Source organism: Pseudoxanthomonas jiangsuensis, assembly GCF_010093185.1.
GTDB classification, from domain to species: Bacteria; Pseudomonadota; Gammaproteobacteria; order Xanthomonadales; family Xanthomonadaceae; genus Pseudoxanthomonas; species Pseudoxanthomonas jiangsuensis.
Window position 1 is genome coordinate 97,433 of sequence record NZ_PDWL01000001.1, and the last position, 15,606, is coordinate 113,038.

The 15,606-nt window shown below is 70.9% G+C and carries 15 protein-coding genes and 1 pseudogene; 8 read left to right on the plus strand and 8 right to left on the minus strand.

Translation table 11 applies throughout. The annotated features are described in order from the left end of the window. Positions 1-224: 224 nt before the first annotated feature. Positions 225-911, minus strand: a complete 687-nt coding sequence (gene rpe / locus CSC62_RS00430) for a ribulose-phosphate 3-epimerase (RefSeq protein ID WP_162404190.1) — start codon at positions 909-911, stop codon at positions 225-227. A 62-nt stretch (positions 912-973) separates the two neighbouring features. Next, positions 974-1,309, minus strand: a complete 336-nt coding sequence (locus tag CSC62_RS00435) for a J domain-containing protein (protein ID WP_162404191.1) — start codon at positions 1,307-1,309, stop codon at positions 974-976. Positions 1,310-1,465: 156 nt separating this feature from the next. Here CSC62_RS00435 and CSC62_RS00440 point away from each other — a divergent pair, with 156 nt between their 5' ends. Beyond that, entirely contained in the window at positions 1,466-2,419 is a 954-nt protein-coding gene (locus tag CSC62_RS00440) for a phosphoribosylaminoimidazolesuccinocarboxamide synthase (protein WP_162404192.1), read from the plus strand. Positions 2,420-3,157: 738 nt separating this feature from the next. Further along, positions 3,158-3,637, plus strand: a complete 480-nt coding sequence (locus tag CSC62_RS00445; RefSeq protein ID WP_162404193.1) for an Mpo1 family 2-hydroxy fatty acid dioxygenase — start codon at positions 3,158-3,160, stop codon at positions 3,635-3,637. Here the strand turns inward: CSC62_RS00445 and CSC62_RS00450 are convergent. After that, entirely contained in the window at positions 3,631-4,605 is a 975-nt protein-coding gene (locus CSC62_RS00450; protein WP_162404374.1) for an NAD-dependent epimerase/dehydratase family protein, read from the minus strand. The genes CSC62_RS00445 and CSC62_RS00450 overlap by 7 nt on opposite strands. A gap of 151 nt (positions 4,606-4,756) precedes the next feature. On the opposite strand from CSC62_RS00450, the gene CSC62_RS00455 reads away from it, so the two are divergent. From CSC62_RS00455 to CSC62_RS00480, 6 genes and pseudogenes are all read left to right on the plus strand, one after another. Beyond that, positions 4,757-7,591 (plus strand): monovalent cation/H+ antiporter subunit A, encoded by a 2,835-nt coding sequence (locus tag CSC62_RS00455; RefSeq protein ID WP_162404375.1) that lies wholly within the window; start codon positions 4,757-4,759, stop codon positions 7,589-7,591. Positions 7,592-7,616: 25 nt separating this feature from the next. Continuing rightward, a pseudogene (locus CSC62_RS17905) lies at positions 7,617-7,940 on the plus strand (Na+/H+ antiporter subunit C); the annotation flags it as partial. Between the two features lie 182 nt (positions 7,941-8,122). Continuing rightward, on the plus strand, positions 8,123-9,685 hold the full coding sequence (locus CSC62_RS00465; protein WP_162404195.1) for a monovalent cation/H+ antiporter subunit D: 1,563 nt from the start codon (positions 8,123-8,125) through the stop codon (positions 9,683-9,685). Between the two features lie 5 nt (positions 9,686-9,690). Beyond that, a complete protein-coding gene (locus CSC62_RS00470) occupies positions 9,691-10,200 on the plus strand; it encodes a Na+/H+ antiporter subunit E (RefSeq protein WP_211368896.1) in 510 nt (169 codons plus the stop codon). A gap of 8 nt (positions 10,201-10,208) precedes the next feature. Continuing rightward, positions 10,209-10,481 carry a K+/H+ antiporter subunit F gene (locus tag CSC62_RS00475; RefSeq protein ID WP_162404376.1) on the plus strand — a complete coding sequence of 91 codons (273 nt, stop codon included), beginning with the start codon at positions 10,209-10,211 and terminating at the stop codon, positions 10,479-10,481. Next, on the plus strand, positions 10,478-10,834 hold the full coding sequence (locus CSC62_RS00480) for a Na+/H+ antiporter subunit G (RefSeq protein WP_162404197.1): 357 nt from the start codon (positions 10,478-10,480) through the stop codon (positions 10,832-10,834). The genes CSC62_RS00475 and CSC62_RS00480 overlap by 4 nt, the downstream gene beginning before the upstream one ends. 42 nt (positions 10,835-10,876) lie before the next feature. Here CSC62_RS00480 and CSC62_RS00485 read toward each other — a convergent pair whose 3' ends face one another. From CSC62_RS00485 to hppD, 5 genes are all read right to left on the minus strand, one after another. Next, entirely contained in the window at positions 10,877-11,824 is a 948-nt protein-coding gene (locus tag CSC62_RS00485; protein WP_162404198.1) for a calcium/sodium antiporter, read from the minus strand. A 64-nt stretch (positions 11,825-11,888) separates the two neighbouring features. Continuing rightward, positions 11,889-12,536: a hypothetical protein gene (locus tag CSC62_RS00490; protein WP_162404199.1), complete on the minus strand. Its 648-nt coding sequence runs from the start codon at positions 12,534-12,536 to the stop codon at positions 11,889-11,891. Between the two features lie 89 nt (positions 12,537-12,625). Beyond that, a complete protein-coding gene (hmgA, locus tag CSC62_RS00495; RefSeq protein WP_162404200.1) occupies positions 12,626-13,933 on the minus strand; it encodes a homogentisate 1,2-dioxygenase in 1,308 nt (435 codons plus the stop codon). A gap of 13 nt (positions 13,934-13,946) precedes the next feature. Continuing rightward, positions 13,947-14,342 carry an endonuclease domain-containing protein gene (locus CSC62_RS00500; protein ID WP_162404201.1) on the minus strand — a complete coding sequence of 132 codons (396 nt, stop codon included), beginning with the start codon at positions 14,340-14,342 and terminating at the stop codon, positions 13,947-13,949. A gap of 60 nt (positions 14,343-14,402) precedes the next feature. Further along, positions 14,403-15,527 carry a 4-hydroxyphenylpyruvate dioxygenase gene (gene hppD / locus CSC62_RS00505; protein ID WP_162404202.1) on the minus strand — a complete coding sequence of 375 codons (1,125 nt, stop codon included), beginning with the start codon at positions 15,525-15,527 and terminating at the stop codon, positions 14,403-14,405. Between the last annotated feature and the right edge of the window lie 79 nt (positions 15,528-15,606).

The window sequence follows — 15,606 nt, forward strand, 5'->3', positions numbered from 1 at the left end:
GGTGCGGAGAGAGCGAATGGCTCCTCGCCGGCGGTCCCGCGAACGGCGACGCATCGCCGGACGCATGGATCACGGGTACAGCGGCGGTCATCGGCCTGTCATCGTCGACCGCCAGCATAGGAGGCCATAGCAGGGACGACGGGCGGAGGCGGGATTGCCTCCAATCTTTCCGGGAGCCGCCGCCGCGATGGAGCGGCGGCGGCTCCCCCGGGGGCGGGTCGCCTTCAGCCGCGCACGGCGGCCACCGCGGCCTTCATCTTCCCGACCACGTCGGCGTAGTGCTCGCGGGTGCGCGGCGCGTTGAAGATCGCCGAGCCGGCGACGAAGGTGTCGGCACCGGCGGCGGCGATCTCACCGATGTTGTCGGCCTTGACCCCGCCGTCGATCTCCAGCCGGATCGACCTGCCGCTCTTGTCGATCATCGCCCGCACCGCCCGCAGCTTGTCTAGGGTGGAAGGGATGAAGGCCTGGCCGCCGAAGCCGGGGTTGACCGACATCAGCATCACCAGGTCGATGTCCTCCAGCACCCAGTCCAGCACTTCCACCGGAGTGGCCGGGTTGAGCACCAGCCCGGCCTGGCAGCCGTGCGACCGGATCAGCTGGATGGTGCGGTGGACGTGGCGGCTGGCCTCGGGATGGAAGCTGATCAGGTTGGCGCCGGCCTGCGCGAAGTCCGGCACGATCCGGTCGACCGGCTCGACCATCAGGTGCACGTCGATGAAGGCGCCCACGCCGTGCTTGCGCAGGGCCTGGCAGACCAGCGGGCCGATCGTCAGGTTGGGCACGTAATGGTTGTCCATCACGTCGAAGTGGACCCAGTCGGCGCCGGCGGCCAGGACGTTGTCGACCTCCTCGCCGAGGCGGGCGAAGTCGGCCGAGAGGATCGAGGGGGCGATGACGGTGGGCTGCATGGCGGGAGGCCGGGGATGAAGGGTGTGAGGGGAATAAGGGGAGGGAATCCGGGCGGCGCCGGTCAGCGGCCGCGCAGCGTGCGGATGCGGTCGTAGGCGGCGTTGATCGCGCGCGATCGCTGCTCGGCCTGGGCGCGCAGTTCGGGCGCGGCGCCGGCGAGCCGGTCGGGGTGGTACTGCGAGATCAGCCGGCGGTAGGCCTGCTCGACCTCGGCATCGCTGGCCTCGTCGGTCAGGCCCAGCTCGGCCCAGGGATCGTCGTGCCGGCGCAGGCGGAACCAGTCGCTGTCGAAGGCGTGGCCGAGCAGCAGGCCGACCACCGCGCCGAACAGGGGATTGGGGCGGAACAGCAGCGCGCCGGCGACCAGGCCGAGCAGTTTTCCGTACCAGCGGTTCATCCGGCGGGCCCCGCGGGGCCGGGTGGCGTGGGAGCGCGCATTCTACGGCACAGCCGCCCCGGCTCGCCGTACACTGTGCGGCCCGCCGCCGCGCGGCCCTGCCGGCGCGGCCCCGGGATGCGTCCCGCCCCGAGTCCTGTCCTGCCCGGAGACCGCGTGTCCACGACCCTGCTCCAGTCCGACCTCCCCGGCCTGCCCTTGCGCCACCGCGGCAAGGTGCGCGACGTGTTCGACCTGCCGCGCGAGCGCATCCCCGACGCGGCCCTGGCCGCTGCCGGCACCGATGCCGCTTCGCCCGACGGCTATCTATTGATGGTCGCCAGCGACCGCCTCTCCGCGTTCGACGTGGTCCTGCCCGATCCGATTCCGGGCAAGGGCGAGATGCTGTGCCAGATCTCCAACTTCTGGTTCGGCAAGACCGCGCACCTGATGCCCAACCACCTGACCGGGATCGACGTAGCCGCGGTGCTGCCGGAAGGCGTGGACCCGGCGCTGTATGCCAAGCGCGCGGTGGTGACCCGCAAGCTCAAGCCGGTGCCGGTGGAGGCGATCGCCCGCGGCTACCTGATCGGCAGCGGCTGGAAGGACTACCAGCGCACCGGCCAGGTCAGCGGAATCGCCCTGCCCGACGGACTGCGCCAGGCCGAGCAGCTGCCCGAGCCGATCTTCACCCCCTCGACCAAGGCCGCGGTCGGCGACCACGACGAGAACATCGATTTCGACGCGATGGTGCGCGCGGTCGGCGGCGAGCTGGCCGAGCGGGTGCGCGACGCGACCCTGCGCCTGTACCGCTACGCCGCCGCCTACGCGGCCGAGCGCGGGATCCTGCTGGCCGACACCAAGTTCGAGTTCGGCACCGACGCCGACGGCCGGCTGTACATCATGGACGAGATGCTCACGCCGGATTCCTCGCGCTACTGGCCGGCCGACGAGTACCAGGTCGGCACCAGCCCGCCGAGCTACGACAAGCAGATCGTGCGCGACCACCTGGAGACGCTGGACTGGGACAAGACTCCCCCGGGCCCGAAGCTGCCGGCCGAGGTGATCGAGCGCACCCGCGCGCGCTATGCCGAGGCCTTGCAGAAGCTGGCAGAGATTTCGGTCGACTGAGCGGCGGGCTGAAAGCGAAGCAAAGCGCTGGCTTCGTAGGGTCCGCCTGGCCTCGGAAGCAAAAGCGCTGGCTTCGGGCGGGGCCGCCGTGCCTTGGGTCTGCGGTGCACCGCTCGGGCGGGCGTCCTGCCCGCAACGCGCGGCCGTGGCACGTCCCTGTGCCACTTGCCCCGCAGACCCAAGGCACGACGGCCTCTGCGGGCGTGAAGTTCACCGCTTCTGGTGCTTCTGCTCTTCAGGCTTCTGTGCGCCTTCCCCACTCCCGTCGTCCCGGCGAAAGCCGGGACCCAGTGTCTTTGCTTCCCTTGTAGGAGCCGGTCTTGCCGGCGACCGCCATGGTGGATGCGTCTGCGTGAAACCGGGTACCAATGATCCGTCCGCCCCCACGGTCGCCGGCAAGACCGGCTCCTACAGGGTGGAGCAGAGCAAAGTCGCTGGGTCCCGGCTTTCGCCGGGACGACGGTAGTGGGTGGATAGAAGTCCTGAACCTCCAGCGCGCAGAAGACGCGGCGGGCCGGTTGTGTCGGGGCAGCGGACATGGATGTCCGCGGTAGCGAGTGCGCACACGGAGGTGCGCCCGAGCGGCCACGACACGGCCGGTTCGCCGCGGCTCAGCACGAAGCCAGCCAAACCCGATGCTTCTGCCTTTGCCACAGGCTTGAACCCAGGTCGGGCGCCGCCCCCACCGCCCGCGCTATGCTCCGTACCCGAGCGCATGCGCATCCTCGGGAGGGATGAATGGACGCCACCGTGCAGCGGCCGATCGACCGCTATTTCGCCAGCTACTCCGACGACCACCGCAACCGCCTCAACCAGCGCATCCACGTGATCGCGGTGCCGGCGATCCTGTGGTCGGTGGTGGCGCTGGTGTGGTGCATCCCGGTGGTCGGCACCTGGATGAAGACCGGGGTGTGGGCCGCGCTGGCGATGTTCTTCGCCTGGATGTTCTATTACCGGATGTCGCGGCCGCTGGGGCTGGGAATGCTGGCGGTGTTCTTCGTCTGCGGCTGCCTGTGCCGGCTGCTGGAAGCGCGCCTGGGCCTGGCCGTACTTCTGTGGACGGCGGTGGCGGTGTTCGTGGTGGCGTGGATCGCCCAGTTCATCGGCCACAAGTTCGAGGGCCGCAAGCCCAGCTTCCTCACCGACCTGGTCTACCTGCTGATCGGCCCGGCCTGGGTGCTGGCGAAGTTCTACCGGGTGATGGGCTGGCGCTACTGAGGCGCGACCGCAGCGGCGCGTTCCTGCAGCGGCGGCTCGAACATCGCGGAGTCGGGACGGAACGGGCGCGGCGCGTAGCCCAGCGCGCGGCGCGCGGCCGCATCGTCGAACACCAGGTCCTGGCGCATCCGCGCCAGCACGGCGGCGCCGGCATCGTGCACACCCAGCATGCGCGCCAGGGCCGCGGCCAGATCGAACAGCGGGCCGGGCAGGCGCCACAGCCGCGAAGGCGGCCGCTGCACCGCCAGCACCCTGGCCACCATCTCGCGGTAGCCGAGGGTTTCGCCGCCAGGCAGGTCGTAGGCGCGCAGGCCGGTACCGTCCGGCCCTGCCGCGGCAGCGGCGCCAACGGGCGTCTCCGCGCCTGACATCGCCAGTGCCGCCAGCGCCGCATCGGCCAGGTCGTCCACGTGCACCGGCTGGCGCAGGCCGCGCGCATCGTGCGGCAGGACGAAGCCGTGCCAGCGCCGGGCCAGGGCCGCGATCCGGCTGAGGTTGCGGTCCATGCCGGCGCCGTAGACCAGGGTCGGCCGCAGCAGCGCGCCGGCGGCGCCGCGTGCCGCGGCGGCCTGCGCCAGCCGTGCCTCGGCCTCGCGCAGGCGCCGGGCCAGGTCGCGTTCGTGCGGGTCGGACGAATCACCCTTGACGTGCACGCTGGTGGAACCGAACGCGACCACGCGGGCCTGGCCGATGGGCGTGGCCGCGTACCACTGCGAGAACAGGTCCAGCGGACCGCAGCTGAGGATCGCGTCGAAGCCTTCGCCTGGCCCGGCGTCCGGCAGTCCGGCCTGGCGCCAGACCACGCCGGGCTGTTCCGGCTGCGGCTGCCGCGACAGTGCGGTGACCCGCCAGCCGGCGGCGAGCAGGCGGACGAGCACGCGGCGACCGATCTGGCCGCTGGCGCCGAACAGCAACGCATGCGGCGGCGAGGTCGCGGCTGTGGGGGACGATGACGGCAGGACGGGCATGGACACAGAATACGCATCCGGTTGCCGCGCCCATGCGATGCCGACGCGCTGTCGCAAGGACAGTCCCGCGGACATGAATCCGGCGTTGCCGAAGCCGTGGAACCGGCTGTTACACTCGAACCTGTTCCACGCCGATCGCTTCCGCTTCCGGATGATCCCCTTCCTGGAAATCCTGCTCGCCCTGCCGTTCGCGGCCGCGGCGGCGCTGGCCCTGCTGCGCCCGCGTTCGCGCGCGACCGCGGCGTGGCTGGCCGCGGCCGCGCCGTTGCTGGGGCTGGCGCTGCTGGCGTGGATGACGCCGGCGGTGCTGCAGGGCTGGCCGCTGCGCGCCGAGCACGCCTGGATTCCGCAGCTGGGGCTGGACTTCACCCTGCGCCTGGACGGGCTGGCCTGGATGTTCGCCGGCATGGTCCTGGCGATCGGCGCGCTGGTGGTTTTGTACGCGCACTACTACCTGGCCGAGGAGGACAGCGCGCCGCGCTTTTTCGGCTTCCTCATGCTGTTCATGGGCTCGATGCTGGGCGTGGTGATCGCCGGCAACCTGCTGCTGATGCTGGTGTTCTGGGAACTGACCAGTATTAGCTCATTTTTGCTGATCGGCTTCTGGTACAGGCGCCAGGACGCGCGCGAAGGCGCGCGCATGGCCCTGGCGATCACCGGCGGCGGCGGCCTGGCGCTGCTCGGCGGGGTCCTGCTGATCGGCCGCATCGTCGGCAGCTACGACCTGGACACGGTGCTGGCCTCGGGCCAGGCGATCCGCGCCAGCCACCTCTATCCGTGGGTGCTGGGCCTGGTCCTGGCCGGCGTGTTCACCAAGAGCGCGCAGTTCCCCCTGCACTTCTGGCTGCCGCACGCGATGGCGGCCCCGACCCCCGTTTCGGCCTACCTGCACTCGGCGACGATGGTCAAGGCCGGGGTGTTCCTGCTGGCGCGGCTGCATCCGGCGCTGGCCGGCACCGACCTGTTCTTCTACGTGGTCACCAGCGTGGGCGCGATCACCCTGCTGCTGGGCGCCTGGCACGCGATCTTCCAGCACGACCTCAAGGGCCTGCTGGCCTACTCCACGATCTCGCACCTGGGCCTGATCACGGTGCTGTTCGGCCTGTCCACGCCGATGGCGGTGGTGGCCGGCGTGTTCCACATCCTCAACCACGCCACCTTCAAGGCCTCGCTGTTCATGGCCGCGGGCATCATCGACCACGAGACCGGCACCCGCGACATGCGCCGCCTGGGCGGCCTGCGCCGGCTGATGCCGGCCACCAGCGCGCTGGCGATCATCGCCTCGCTGGCCATGGCGGGGATCCCGCTGCTCAACGGCTTCCTGTCCAAGGAGATGTTCTTCACCGAGGCGCTGGACGTGCCGGGGCACGGCTTCATGCGTCTGGCGGTGGCGCTGGCGGCGCTTCTGTACGGCATCTTCGGCGTGGCCTACAGCCTGCGCTTCGTCCACGAGACCTTCCTGGGCGAGGGACCGCGCGCGATCGAGCGCGCTCCGCACGAGCCGCCGCGCTGGATGCGCGCACCGGTGGCCCTGCTGGTGCTGCTGTGCGTGGCCGTCGGCACCGCGCCGGCCTGGACCGTGGCGCCCGTGCTGCACGCCGCAGCCGGGGCGATCCTGGGCCCGGCCCTGCCCGAATACAGCCTCTCGGTCTGGCACGGCTTCAATCTGCCGCTGCTGATGAGCCTGTGCGGCATCGCCGGCGGCATCGCCCTGTACTTCGGCCTGCGCCGGCTGCTGGATCTGCACGCGATCGCGCGCCAGTCGCTGGGCCGGTACCTGTTCCGCTGGAACATGGAGGCGCTGTACGCGCTGGCCGAGCGCTTCACCGCCAAGGTCGCCAACGGCCGCCTGCAGCGCAGCCTCCTGTGGCTGGTGCTGGCGGCGCTGGCGGCCGGCGCCTGGCCGTTCCTGTCCGGCCAGCACGCGCCCCTGCAGCTGCGCGCGCCGCAGTCGATGCCCCTGCTGGGCTGGTTGCTGTGGCTGGTGCTGGTGGCCTGCACGGTGTTCACCATCCGCCTGTACCGGCAAAGGCTGCTGGCGTTGATCGTGCTCGGCGGCGCCGGCCTGGTGGTGAGCCTGGCGTTCGTGTTCCTGTCCGCGCCGGACCTGGCCCTGACCCAGCTGCTGGTGGAGATGGTCAGCCTGGCCCTGCTGCTGCTCGGCCTGCACTACCTGCCGGCGCGCTCGCCGCCCGAGCGGCGGCCGCGCCGGCGCATCCGCGACGTGCTGGTGGCCGCCGCCGCCGGCCTGGGCACCGGGCTGCTGGCCTACGCGGTGATGACCCGCGCCCAGGGCGATCCGGCCAGCGTGGAGATGCTGGCGCGCTCGCTGCCGGAGGCCTACGGCCGCAACGTGGTCAACGTGATCCTGGTCGACTTCCGCGGCTTCGACACCTTCGGCGAGATCACGGTGTTCGCGATCGCCGCGCTGATCGTGCACGCGCTTTTGCGGCGGGCGCGGTTGGCGCCGGAGAAGGTCATGTCCGGTCCGCCGATCAAGCTGCCGGTGCCGGCCGACCTGGCCCAGCTGATGTTCCCGCTGACCCTGACGGTGTCGGTGTTCCTGTTCCTGCGCGGCCACAACGCGCCCGGCGGCGGCTTCATCGCCGGCCTGGTGCTGGCGGTGCCTCTGCTGATCCAGTACGTGATCCAGGGCGCGGCCTCGGTGGAATCGCGCTTCGGCTTCGACTACGTCCGCTGTATTGGTGTCGGCCTGGTGGTGGCCGGCACCGGCGGCGCGGCGGCTTTGCTGTTCGACCTGCCGTTCCTGACCAGTGGCCACGCCGAGCCGGTGCTGCCCTGGATCGGCGAGGTGCCCTTGGCCAGTGCGATGGTGTTCGACACCGGCGTGTACCTGGTGGTGTTCGGCGGGGCGATGCTGATCCTGTCGATGCTGGGCACGATCAAACCCTCGCGCACCCGGGTGGCGCAGCTGGGGGTGATCGAGCCGGGCAGCCGCTCGACCCGCACCGGGGAGCTGGGCTGATGGCGAGCGCGGGAGGCGGCCACTGATGGAACTGGCGATGGCGAGCGCGATCGGCATCCTCACCGCCGCGGGCGTGTACCTGCTGCTGCGCGCGCGCAGCTTCGACGTGATCCTGGGCCTGACCCTGCTCTCGTACGCGACCAACCTGCTGATCTTCGCCGGCGGCCGGCTGGTGGCCGGCAAGCCGCCGGTGCTGCGCGACGGCGTGCCCGCCGACCTGCTGCATCACACCGACCCCCTGCCGCAGGCACTGGTGCTGACCGCGATCGTGATCGCCTTCGCCATGACCGCGGTCAGTATCGTGTTGGCGATCCGCAGCCGCGCCGACAACGGCAGCGACCACGTCGACGGCAGCGCCGCCGAGCGCGAGTTCCTGCACAGCGAGCAGCGCCGCCACGACGAGGCGCGCGAGGCCGCGCTGGCCGCCCTGCTGGCCGAACGCGTGGCCCAGCCCGACGTGGTCCGCGACGCCCGGCTGCCGGTGGCCGATGCCGGCACCGGCGAAGACGACACTTCGCAGGGGCGCGGCGCATGAACCACCTGCCCCTCTGGCCGATCCTGGTCCCGCTGTTCGCCGGCGCACTGGCGCTGATGTTCGAGCACCGTCGCTTCGGCATGCTGCCGCAGAGGCTGGTGGCCTGGATCTCGCTGGCGGCGATGCTGGCGGTGTCGGTCTCGCTGGCGCGCGAGGCCGCATCGGGCCGGATCGAGGTCTACCTGCTGGGCGACTGGCCGGCGCGGCTGGGCATCGCGCTGATGGTCGACCGCCTGTCGGCGCTGATGCTGGTGACCGGCCAGCTGCTGGGCGCGGCCTGCCTGCTGCACGCCTGCGCCGGCTGGGACCGGCGCGCGCCGCACTTCCACGCCCTGTTCCAGTTCCAGATGATGGGCCTGAACGGCGCCTTCCTCACCGGCGACGTGTTCAACCTGTTCGTGTTCTTCGAGGTCCTGCTGATCTCCTCCTACGGCCTGCTGCTCAGCGGCGGCCGCGGCGAGCGGATGCGCGCCGGCCTGCACTACGTGGCCTTCAACATCACCGCCTCGACCCTGTTCCTGATCGCCCTGGGCCTGCTGTACGGCCTGCTGGGCACGCTCAACATGGCCGAGATCGCGGTGCGGGTGGCCGAAGTCCCGGCGCAGGACCTGGCCCTGGTCCAGGCCGCCGCCGGGCTGCTGCTGGTGGTGTTCTGCGCCAAGGCGGCCCTGCTGCCGATGTACCTGTGGCTGCCGCAGACCTACACCCACGCGCCGGCGGCGGTGGCCGCGCTGTTCGCGATCATGACCAAGGTCGGCCTGTACGCGGTGCTGCGCGCCGGCACCCTGGCCTTCGGCGCCGCCGGGCCGCTGGACGGCTTCGCCTGGCCGGCGTTGCAGGTGCTGGGCGGAATCACCCTGGCGCTGGCCGCGCTGGGCGTGCTGGCCGCACGCCAGTTGCGCGCGCTGGCCGCCTACCTGGTGCTGGCCTCGGCCGCGACCCTGTTCATTGCCTTCGCCCTGGCCACGTCCGGCACGATCGGCGCCGGCCTCTACTACCTGGTGCACAGCACCTTCGCCGGCGCGGCGCTGTTCCTGCTGGCCGACCTGATCCGCCGCCGCCGCGGCCGCGCCGGTGACCGCAAGGACGTCATCGCCGCGTTGCCGGAGCGCAGGGTGCCCGGGGTGCTGTTCCTGCTGGCGGCGGTGTCGCTGGCTGGGCTGCCACCCTTGTCGGGCTTCATCGGCAAGCTGCTGCTGCTGGGCGCGGTGCCGGCCGGCGCCACGCCGTGGGTGTGGACCCTGGTGCTGGGCAGCAGCTTCCTGATGCTGGTCGGCCTGGCGCGCGCCGGCACCCGCCTGTTCTGGCGGGTGGAGCCGTGGCCGGACGCCTCGCCGGAGCGGATCGCCGCCTACACCCCGGCCGAGGCCTTGCCGCACACGCCCGGCCGGCCGCTGGAAACCGCCGCCACGGTGCTGCTGGTCGGCTACGGCCTGGCCATGGTCGTGGCCGCCGCGCCCCTGCTCGACTACGTGGATGCCACCGCCTCGCAGCTGCTGTCGCCGGCCGGCTACGTCGAGCAGGTGCGTGCGGCCGAAACCGTGACGAGGGCGCCATGAGCCGGCTGCGCGCGCGCCTGAGGGTCTGGCGCCGGCGCTGGCTGCCGTCGCTGCCGCTGAGCACGGCGGTGTTCTGCTTCTGGCTGCTGATGAACGACCAGGTCAGCGCCGGGCACGTGGTCCTGGCGCTGGTGCTGGCCCTGCTGATCCCGCTGTTCGCCGCGCGCCTGGACCGCGAGTTCGCCCGGATCGGCCGCCTGCGCGGGATCCCGAAGATGGCCGCGGTGCTGGTCCTGGACATCGTCCGCTCCAACATCACCGTGGCCCTGCAGGTGCTGGGACCGGAGCGCAGGATCACCCCCGGCTTCATCTGGCTGCCGCTGGACATCGCCAACATCCACGGCATCGCCGCGCTGACCAGCATCATCACCCTGACCCCGGGCACGGTGTCCTCGGCGCTGTCCGACGACCGCCGCTACCTGCTGGTGCACGTGCTGCACCTGGAGGACGCGGACGCGCTGATCGCCCACATCAAGACCCGCTACGAGGCCCCGCTGATGGAGATCTTCCCGTGACCCCGCAGATGCTGGTCGGCTGGGCGGTCGTGGCGTCGATGCACGTGGTCGGCGTCGCCATGCTGCTGGCGCTGTACCGGCTGCTGCGCGGGCCGTCGGTGCCAGACCGGATCCTGGCGCTGGACACGCTGTTCGTGGCGGCGATCGCGCAGCTGATGCTGTTCGGCATGCACCTGAACACCGCGGTCTACTTCGAGGCGGCGCTGGTGATCGCGATGCTCGGCTTCGTCGGCACGGTGGTGCTGAGCAAGTACGTGCTGCGCCGGGACATCGTCGAATGAGCTGGGTCATGGCCATCGCGCTGGTGCTGCTGCTCGCGGCCGGGTGCTTCTTCATCGTGGTCGGCTCCTTCAGCCTGGTGAAGCTGTCGGAGTTCTTCAAGCGGCTGCACGGACCGACCAAGGCCAGCACGCTGGGCGTGGGCTGCGTTCTGCTGGCCTCGCTGGGCTACCACTGGCTGACCGGCAGCGACCCGCAGCCGCGCGAGCTGCTGATCACCGCGTTCCTGTTCATCACCGCACCGATCAGCGCGCACCTGATGGCCAAGGCGGCGCTGTCGCTGCACATGGCCGAGCGGCCGCCGCAGCCGGGCCACACCCCGGAAGCGGACGAGGACAATCCGGCGGCGAGCTGAGGCGTCCAGCTGGCTCCAAGAGCAGCTGTAGTTGCCGTCCGCTCACACCAGCAGCAGCTCCAACGCCACCCAGGCAGCGAACACCGCCAGCAGGACCGCGCCCTCGCCGCGGCTGACCCTGTGATCGCTGCGCAGCATCGGATAGAGCACCAGCGCAAGAACCACCGCCGCCGGCAGCTCCAGCTTCACGAACGAAGCCGGCAGGGCGATCGGCTGGAACACCGCCATGCCGCCGACGATCGCCAGCAGGTTGAACAGGCTCGAGCCCAGCACGTGCCCGGCGACCATGTCGCCCTGCCCGCGCCGCGCCGCCATCACCGCCGCCGCGACCTCCGGCAGCGCCGTGCCGATGGCCACCGGCAGCAAACCGACCAGCAAGGGGCTCAGGCCCCAGGCCTCGCCCAGTGCCAGGCCACCCTGCACCACCCAGCGCGCGCCGTAGTACAGCAGGGCGATGGCGATCGCCAGCCGGACCAGGTTGAGCAGGAGATCGGTCCGGGTCGCGGCGAACGCGGCGATCTCGCCCTGCAGCTCGGCGGATTCGCGCCGGCCCTGGCGCAGCAGGAAGACCGCCAGCGCGGCGAAGCCGGCCAGCAAAACCGCGCCCTCGATCCGGCCGACGTAGCCGTCCAGGCCGAACACCATCAGCGCCAGCGAGGCCACCGCCAGCAGGACCAGCAGGGGCACGTGCATCCGCGCCCTTTGCAGCAAGGGCGCGGCCAGCGCCGCCAGGCCGAGGGTCAGGCCGAGGTTGACCAGGTTGCTGCCGACCGCGTTGCCCAGGGCCAGGTGGGTCTGCTCCAGCCAGATCGCACGCAGGTTCACCGCCAGCTCCGGCAAGGAGGTGCCGAACGCCAGCAGCAGAAGGCCGGCCGCGAACGGGCGCAGGCCCAGCTTCTGCGCCAGCCCGGACACGCCCTTGACCACCGAATCGCCGCCCAGCGCCAGCAGCAGCAGTCCCAGTGCGAACCAACCCAGTGCTTCGGCCATCGCCGCTTCCCCTTACCTGTGCCCGGACCGGGACGATTCTACGGCCAGCAAGGCGCAGGCGACCTCAGCTGCAGCCCTCGACGTAGTCCACCTGCGGCGGCAGGCCGATCCGCCATTCCTGGACCTGCCCGGCGGCGTCGGTCTCGAACAGCAGCACCGCCTCGCTGCCGTCGCGGATGACGCGCAGGTACTTCGCGCCGTCCACGTACTTGTGCGGGCGCTCCTCGATCCGGCCCGGATACAGGCCGGCGATCCCGCTGGCCGGCATGCCGATGCGGCCGCCGCCCGGGGCCACGGCCGAGGCATCGTCCACGTCCACCCGCACGAAGCGACCGCCCTCGACCATGAAGGCGGTGCCGTAGCCGTGCTCGGGACGCGGCTGCGGGAACAGGTAATGGCAGGCCGCCGGATCCTGCGCATCCGGATCGCCCTGCAAAGGCCCGCCCCAGGCCAGGCGCAGGGCCTCGGCGTCGGCGCCGAACGGCACCGGGCCGAAGCCGGAGAAGTCGGCCGCCAGCGGCGCCAGCGCGGCCGCGGCGCCCGGCGCGGTGGCCGGCGGCACGTCCTCGGCGGGCGCGTCCAGGGCGGGATCGACGGCGTCGTCGGCCGCCGCGTGGGGCGCGACGTCGGTCGCGTCCGCCGGCGGCCGGGTGCAGGCGGCCAGCGAGAGCGCGAGGGTCAGCAGGCAGGCATCGAGCGTCCTGGACGACATGGGATCCCCTGTGCGGTGCACGTTGTGCGACGCACCGAGGCTGGCAAAGCCCCCGTCAACGGCAGGCGAAGGCGCCGCTCCCCAGAGGATCAGCGGCCCGGCGGGCGGGAGGTGCGGCGCAGGCCGGCCCAGCACTGCTGGTAGCCGCGCTGCCGGTGCGCGGCGTCCAGCGCCTGCGCGGTCGGGCGCAGCACCGCGCGGGTCTCGAACATGAAGGCCATGGTGTCGGCGATCACGTCCGGCCGCGACAGGTCGGCGGCCGAGGCCTTCTCGAAGGTGGCCGCGTCCGGCCCGTGCCCGCTCATGCAGTTGTGCAGCGAGCAGCCGCCGGGCAGGAAGCCCTCCGCCTTGGCGTCGTAGGCGCCATGGACCAGGCCCATGAACTCGCTGGCCACGTTGCGGTGGAACCACGGCGGGCGGAAGGTGTGCTGCGCCACCAGCCAGCGCGGCGGGAAGATCGCGAAATCGACGTTCGCCGTGCCCGGGGTGTCGCTGGGCGCGGTGAGCACTGTGAAGATCGACGGGTCCGGGTGGTCGAAGCTGATCGAGCCGATCGTGTTGAACCGGCGCAGGTCGTAGCGATACGGGGCATGGCTGCCGTGCCAGGCGACCACGTCCAGCGGGCTGTGGCCGATGCCGGCGCGCCACAGGTGGCCCTGGAACTTGGCGACCAGTTCGAAGTCGCCTTCCATATCTTCGTAAGCAGCGACCGGCGTCTCGAAGTCGCGCGGGTTGGCCAGGCCGTTGGCGCCGATCGGCCCCAGCTCCGGCAGCCGCAGGTGGGCGCCGAAGTTCTCCAGCACGTAGCCGCGCGAGGCGCCGTCCGGCAGCTCCACCCGGAAGCGCACACCGCGCGGGACCACCGCGACCTGCTGCGGCTCGACTTCCAGCACGCCCAGCTCGGTGGCGATCCGCAGCCGACCCTGCTGCGGCACCAGCAAGAGCTCGCCATCGGCGTCGTAGAAGAAGCGCCCGGCCATGTCGCGGTCGGCGGCGTACAGGTGGATGCCCACGCCCTGCTGCGCGGCGGGCGAGCCGTTGCCGGCCACGGTGTACAGACCTTCGACGAAGTCGGCCGGCGCGGCGGGCAAAGGCAACGGGTCCCAGCGCAGCTGGTCGGGCGTGACCGGGCCGTGGCCGAAGTCGTTGTGGAAACCCGGCGCCTGCGCGAACGGCGAGAAGCTGCCGTGCATCGCCGCCGGGCGGATCCGGTACAGCCAACTGCGCCGGTTCTGCCCGCGCGGGGCGGTGAAGGCGGTGCCGGACAGCTGCTCGGCGTACAGGCCGTGGGCGACCGTCTGCGGCGAGTTCTGCCCTTGCGGCAGGGCGCCCGGCACCGCCTCGCTGGCGAACTCGTTGCCAAAGCCGGTCATGTAGCGCAGTGCGTTCGTCGTCATCGCTCCATGCCTTCTAAGCCCCTCTCCCACCGGGAGAGGGGTTGGGGAGAGGGTCCGCCGCCAAGACCGAGTTCCAGATCGCCTCGAGCACCGCATCGGTCCTGCCCAGCACATCGTTGTCCCAGAACCGCAACACCTGCCAGCCTTGCGATTGCAGGTATCGCGTCCTGGCGGCGTCGCCTTCCGGCGAGTGCTGCGAACCGTCCAATTCGATCACCAACCTTCCCTCCACGCAGCAGAAATCGGCGATGTACGGCGGAAGCGGATGCTGGCGCCGGAACTTGAGGCCGTTGAAGCGGCCGGCACGCAAGTGGTACCAGAGTCTTGCCTCCGCTTCGGTCTGCCTGCTGCGCAGCTGGCGGGCCTGGCGGAGGGTGGTAGTGGGGAGCGGGGGCTTGGCGCAGGGCATGCCGCCTACCCTCTCCCCAACCCCTCTCCCCGAGGGAGAGGGGCTTCTCCCGTGCTCCCGTCAGAGAACCCCGCGGCGCATCTGGTCGCGCTCGATGCTCTCGAACAGGGCCTGGAAGTTGCCCTCGCCGAAGCCTTCGTTGCCCTTGCGCTGGATGATCTCGAAGAAGATCGGGCCGACCGCGTTCTGGGTGAAGATCTGCAGCAGCTTGCGCTGCTTGGTCTCCGGATCGGCGTCGATCAGGATCCTGTTGCGGCGCAGCCGCTCGACGTCCTCGCCGTGCTCGGGGATGCGCTGGTCGATCACGTCGAAGTAGGTGTCCGGGGTGTCCAGGAACTCCACCCCGGCCGCGCGCATCTTCTCCACCGTGGCGTAGATGTCGTCGGTGAAGCAGGCGATGTGCTGGATGCCCTCGCCCTGGTAGGCATCGAGGTACTCGTTGATCTGCGACTTGGGATCGGAGGATTCATTGAGCGGGATCCGGACCATGCCGTCCGGCGCGGTCATCGCCTTGGACAGCAGTCCGGTCTTGGCGCCCTTGATGTCGAAGTAGCGGATCTCGCGGAAGTTGAACAGCCGCTCGTAGTAGTCCGCCCACTTGGCCATGTTGCCGTGGTAGAGGTTGTGGGTCAGGTGGTCGATGAAGGTCAGGCCGAAGCCTTCCGGCTTCAGCTCCACGCCCGGCAGGTATTCGTAGTCCGGATCGTGGATGGTGCCCCTGTCGTCGTAGCGGTCGACGATGTAGAGCATGCAATCACCAATACCCTTGATCACCGGCGCGGCCACCGCCTTGCTCAGTTCGTCGCGCGCGTCGAAGGCCTGCGCGCCGTTCTTCAGCGCCTGGGTGCGGGCCCAGTCGGCCAGTTTCCTGACCCGGATCGCGAAGCCGCAGGCGCTGGGGCCGTGCTGGGCGGCGAAGCGGGCGGCGAAACCGTCCGGATCCTCGTTGACCAGGAAGGTGCAGTCGCCCTGGCGCCAGGTGGTGATCGGGCGGCTGCGGTGGCGGGCGACCTGGACGAAGCCCAGCTTGCGAAAGTAGTCCTTCAGCGCCTCGCCCTGCCCGGCCGGGGCGGCGAACTCGACGAACTCGAAGCCGTCGATGCCCATCGGGTTGTCGAAGGTGGTCACTGCCATGCCGGCAGCGGACGGGGAATTGGACGAAAGTACTTGCGGTTGCACGCTCATGATGGCTTCCTGAGCACCCCCGAAGGGGATCGGGTCTGGAAAGGCCCTTTATAGTTACGATTGCAACCACATGCAAGGT